This window comes from Streptomyces sp. MnatMP-M17 (assembly GCF_900091995.1).
In the GTDB taxonomy this organism is placed as follows: domain Bacteria; phylum Actinomycetota; class Actinomycetes; order Streptomycetales; family Streptomycetaceae; genus Streptomyces.
Map to the genome: position 1 here is coordinate 1 of NZ_FMDK01000151.1, position 3,889 is coordinate 3,889.

5 protein-coding genes are annotated in these 3,889 nt (G+C 70.4%); all 5 read right to left on the bottom strand.

Annotated elements, in window-relative coordinates:
* A partial coding sequence (locus GA0115259_RS07885) for a GNAT family N-acetyltransferase (protein WP_161230316.1) occupies positions 1 to 974 on the bottom strand: 974 nt, incomplete at its 3' end.
* A gap of 143 nt (positions 975 to 1,117) precedes the next feature.
* On the bottom strand, positions 1,118 to 1,972 hold the full coding sequence (locus tag GA0115259_RS07890; protein WP_256097943.1) for a Mom family adenine methylcarbamoylation protein: 855 nt from the start codon (positions 1,970 to 1,972) through the stop codon (positions 1,118 to 1,120).
* Positions 1,969 to 2,505, bottom strand: a complete 537-nt coding sequence (locus tag GA0115259_RS07895; RefSeq protein WP_093592892.1) for a hypothetical protein — start codon at positions 2,503 to 2,505, stop codon at positions 1,969 to 1,971. Before GA0115259_RS07895 ends, GA0115259_RS07890 begins: the two co-directional genes overlap by 4 nt.
* Before the next feature lie 186 nt (positions 2,506 to 2,691).
* Positions 2,692 to 3,111, bottom strand: coding sequence for a hypothetical protein (locus GA0115259_RS07900; protein ID WP_093592895.1), 420 nt, complete (start codon positions 3,109 to 3,111; stop codon positions 2,692 to 2,694).
* 401 nt (positions 3,112 to 3,512) lie between these two features.
* Positions 3,513 to 3,770, bottom strand: coding sequence for a hypothetical protein (locus GA0115259_RS07905; RefSeq protein ID WP_093592898.1), 258 nt, complete (start codon positions 3,768 to 3,770; stop codon positions 3,513 to 3,515).
* Between the last annotated feature and the right edge of the window lie 119 nt (positions 3,771 to 3,889).

Here is a 3,889-nt window from a genome sequence, read left to right on the forward strand (position 1 = left end):
GCCGGACGGGGCGGCTGCCGGGTCGGCGTGAAGCTCAGCGCGGTGCTCCACCGCGGCTGGTACTGCTCCTTGTAGCCGGTCTGCCCGTCGGTCTCGGCCGTGCGGCCGAGACCGAGGCCGGTGAATCCGTGGCTGGACAGGTCGTCGATGAGCCTGCGCAGCAGGAGGTGTCCGGGAGACAGCCGGGCGGCGCCGGGGTTCATGGCGGGTCTGAGGGACCAGCACGTCGTGCCGCGGTAGAGGCAGAGCTGGGCAGCGGCGAGAGCACCGTCGATGGTGATGGTGGCGATGAAGGCGGTGGTGTCGGTGAGTTCGTTCAGCACGGCTCCCCAATCGGGCTGTGACGTGCTGGGCCGGGGAGCCGGTGCCCAGCGGGCGGCGTGCAGTCGCTCCAGTTCCGGTTGCATCTGGAGGAGTTCGCCGGTGGTGCGGGTGCGGGCGTAGGTGATCGCGTGGCCGGCGCGGATCCTCCGCTCTCGCTTGGCGTGCTGGCGCCGCTGGTTGCCGGGCAGGACCTCCCAGTCCAGTGGGAGCGGCACGAGAGCTGTGCGTGTGCGGGTCGCGTGCCAGGCGGATCGGCCGTCGAGGGCGCGGCCGAGCGCGGAGGAGGTAGGGACGTGGGCCAGTTCGGGGTTCTGCCCGTCCTGGAGGAACTGGTCGAGGTCGGCCGCGAGGGCCTGCGCGATGTAGGGGTGTCGGGCGCCGGGGCCGACGAGGTCGTTGTACTCGGCGTACGGCGTGAGTGCGGAGATCACGTCCGTGGCTCCGGTGCGGTGCCGGGCGAGCGGGAGAGCGGCGCTGACGCCTCCTTCGTCGGCGATAGTCATGACGACGGGGCTGCTGGAGGAGGGCAGTTGAAGCAGCCAGGCGGTCACCCACTGCGGCGACTGGTAAGCGGTCGCCCGCGGGTCGGCCTCGTAGAGGGTGGGCCACCACCGGCTGATCCATGTGGTGGCCGCATCGTCCTCGAGCATGCGGACGTGGGTGATCCGAGGAACGGGCATCGGGATCGCTCTCCTCATCGCGGGGTTCGCCGCAGAGTGGATGAGAGCGCCTGTGGATGGAGGCCGGCGGGACGTCGCTCAGTCGGTCGGGTCAGGGAACTTCGGGTAGGTGGTCAGGGGTGGGTCGCCCAGGCGGATGGCCTCGCGCTCGCGGCGGTTGGCCCCAGACGGAATATGTAGCGGTGTGCACCTCGATGTCTGACCCTCCGGGCGCCGATGTCGGAGAGGGCCTCCCGCAGCCACTCGGCGGGGTCCGCTCCGGCACGCGGGACGGCGGCGCCGAACCGGATCAGCTTTTCCTCGCAGTACCGGTGACCTTGCTCCTGCCTGCGGATTTTCTGGGCGGCTCGGTCGTGGAGGATGGTGCCGTCGGGCAGGAGGACGAGAGTCCGTGCTGCCGCGCGGCCCGTGTAGACGGCGTTCGTCGCCTGGTAGATTCGCCCTATATGTCCGATCGCGGTGAGGGTGCCGTCCGCGCTGCGCCTGGGGACGGGATCAGCGAAGGAAACGACACCCTTGACGCCGGCCGCGCGCAGCTCGGAGAAGCATCTCGACAGGAACCACGACTCGGAATTTCCGGGACAGGCATCGGTCAGCACGAAGCGCGAGCACACCAACGATTCGACATTCGGGCGCAGTTCGGGCAGTGATCGGGTGAGCACTTTCGCGCCGGCCGGGATGCCGAAGACGGCCACCCCGGAGAGCCGGGCCTCGCCCGCATCCACCCGGTAGAGGCCAAACCTCCTGGTAGCAGACGGGTAGGAAGCCGAATAGTGGTGCGCCAGGACGAAGTCTTTGGCCGGCTTCTCCGGCAGCGGATGGACCTCGAAGCAACGGGCGTCAAAGCCTCCGTCACTCCGGTGCCGCCATGAGGGCGTGCGATGGGTCCAGCGTCTGCACCAGTCGGAGGCGGTGGCAACCTCCCTCAACTCGGCGAGTGGCAGCGCCTGCTGATAGGCAGCGGTCACAGGACGTCGGCAAACAGGTCCACCGGGGCGTCCGGCAGCGGTGCCCACCAGATCTTCGTGCCGAGGCGGCATTCGAAGACCTGCGTACAGCCGTCGTCCGTGGCGTCCAGGCTGTACCAGCCTTCGGTGTTGTAGGTGACGCACACGGTGGTGTCCTGGGTCGGTTCGACGGCGCTGCGCGTGGCCTGGCCGCCGAAGCGGATCCGCAGGTTCTTGGTGCGCGAGCTCGCGCCGGTCTCCCGCAGCGTGGTGGCGCGCCACAGGCTGAGATCCTGCTCGGAAGTGTGCGCGATGCGTCCTGTGTCCGGGTAGAGCATGAGCCGGTTGGACAGGGCAGGGGCATCACCGCGCTTGCCAACGTAGACGAGCCAGCCCTCGGCTTGGCCGCTGTTGCGCTGTCCGGTCTCGGGACGGGGCGCGGCGAGAAGGTAGCCGGCGCGCGCGGTGTCGACACCTCGGCTGTCTGTGCCGTGGGCGTGGACGTGATCGCCGGCGCTCAGTGCGGCGACGGTGGTTTCCAGGTCGATGTGCAAGGCGGAACTCCTCCGAGGGGGAACGAGCGATGTGATGACGGCGGGGTGCGCGGTAGCGGAGACCGGGCGTGGGTGCGGATGCGCCGGGCCGGGCGGCGCGGTGTTCGGCGCACTCATGAGTTGTCGCTTCGGGAGTGAGTGCCGCGCCCGGGCCCGGGCGGTGGCCAAGGCGCGGCAAGAGGTGGGCTACTTCGCGAGCAGGGAGGTTCCCGCGTCGCGGGCCTTGACGAGGTCCAGGTGGTACACGCCATGCCTGCGGTCGAAGCGGCTGCACAGCGGGCGCCACGCCGCAGCATTGCCGTCGACCAGGTTGTGCACGGCGTCGGCGTCTTCCACGTCCTCGTCCTCGTCGTCGTCGTCGGTCAGGGGGCGCACGGTGCCGTCGACGCTGACCACGCCGCGGGCGCTCCGCCAGTTCGGGTAATCACCCTCCTCGATCACGAGGGCCACGGCGTGCGGGTCGTGCCGCAGCACTACGTGGGCGGCGAGCGAGCACGAGTACACGGCGAGGGCGTGGTCAGCGGCTGCGCTGCTGGTGGCGTGGTACGCGGTCAGCGCCTCGTGCAGGGCGGTACGGATGGCGGCTTCGGTGCCGGTGGTGCTCACAGGGGTGGGTATCCCTTCGGCCGGGGTACAGCGGGGTGCCGTGCGGGCGAGGGCCGGTGCACGGTCGTGGTTCAGGCGGCGAGCGGGGCCGCCGCCGTGGTCGGCCCGGGTCCACGACGTGGGCCGCCAACGCGCTGGGGCGGCCGGTCAGCGGGTACGGTGGCCGCGGGCGTTCTCCTCGACGATCGCGCGCAGGCCGCTGTTCGTGCTCCAGCCGCACCAACAGGCTGCGGTGTAGCCGAACTTGCCGGGGCACTCAGATGTGCGGGGGCTGCCGGTGGGGGCGACGGGGTGGGTGCATTCGCTGCCGTCGGCGGTGTGTACGCGCTTGATGGGGGCGACGCGTGGCGCTTGGGCTTGTCGGTGGGCTGTGCAGTGGGCACCGTGGGCTCCTGATGCGGTCAGGCGGGTGTCTCGACGGTGACGGTGAAGCCGGTGACCTCGGGCTTGAGTGGCCAGGTGTCGCACGCCAGGCGCAGGAGCTGGACTTCTTGGGGATGGCTGGTGATCCGGTCGGTCAGCATCTGGGCGACGAGGTCTCGGGCGGCTTCCTTGTCCGGGTGGGTGGCGCTGAGGCCATAGACCAGGTCCAGCGCGAGGTATCCGCCTGGTCGGGTGATGGTGAGGATGAGCAGGGTGAAGCTGGTGGAGCTGTCCATCGCGTTTTCCGGACGGGAGAGCGTGGGTGCGGCGCGACGGGAAGGTGTCGGCCGGAACAGGTCGCACGGAACCGTGCGCGTCCGCCGGGTCGGCCAGCCTGGCGGGCTGGCCGACCCGG

What these genes read in the sequence shown, in the direction of transcription:
- GA0115259_RS07905 (WP_093592898.1), bottom strand. Translation starts at nt 3,770, where the DNA reads ATGGACAGCTCCACCAGCTTCACCCTGCTCATCCTCACCATCACCCGA.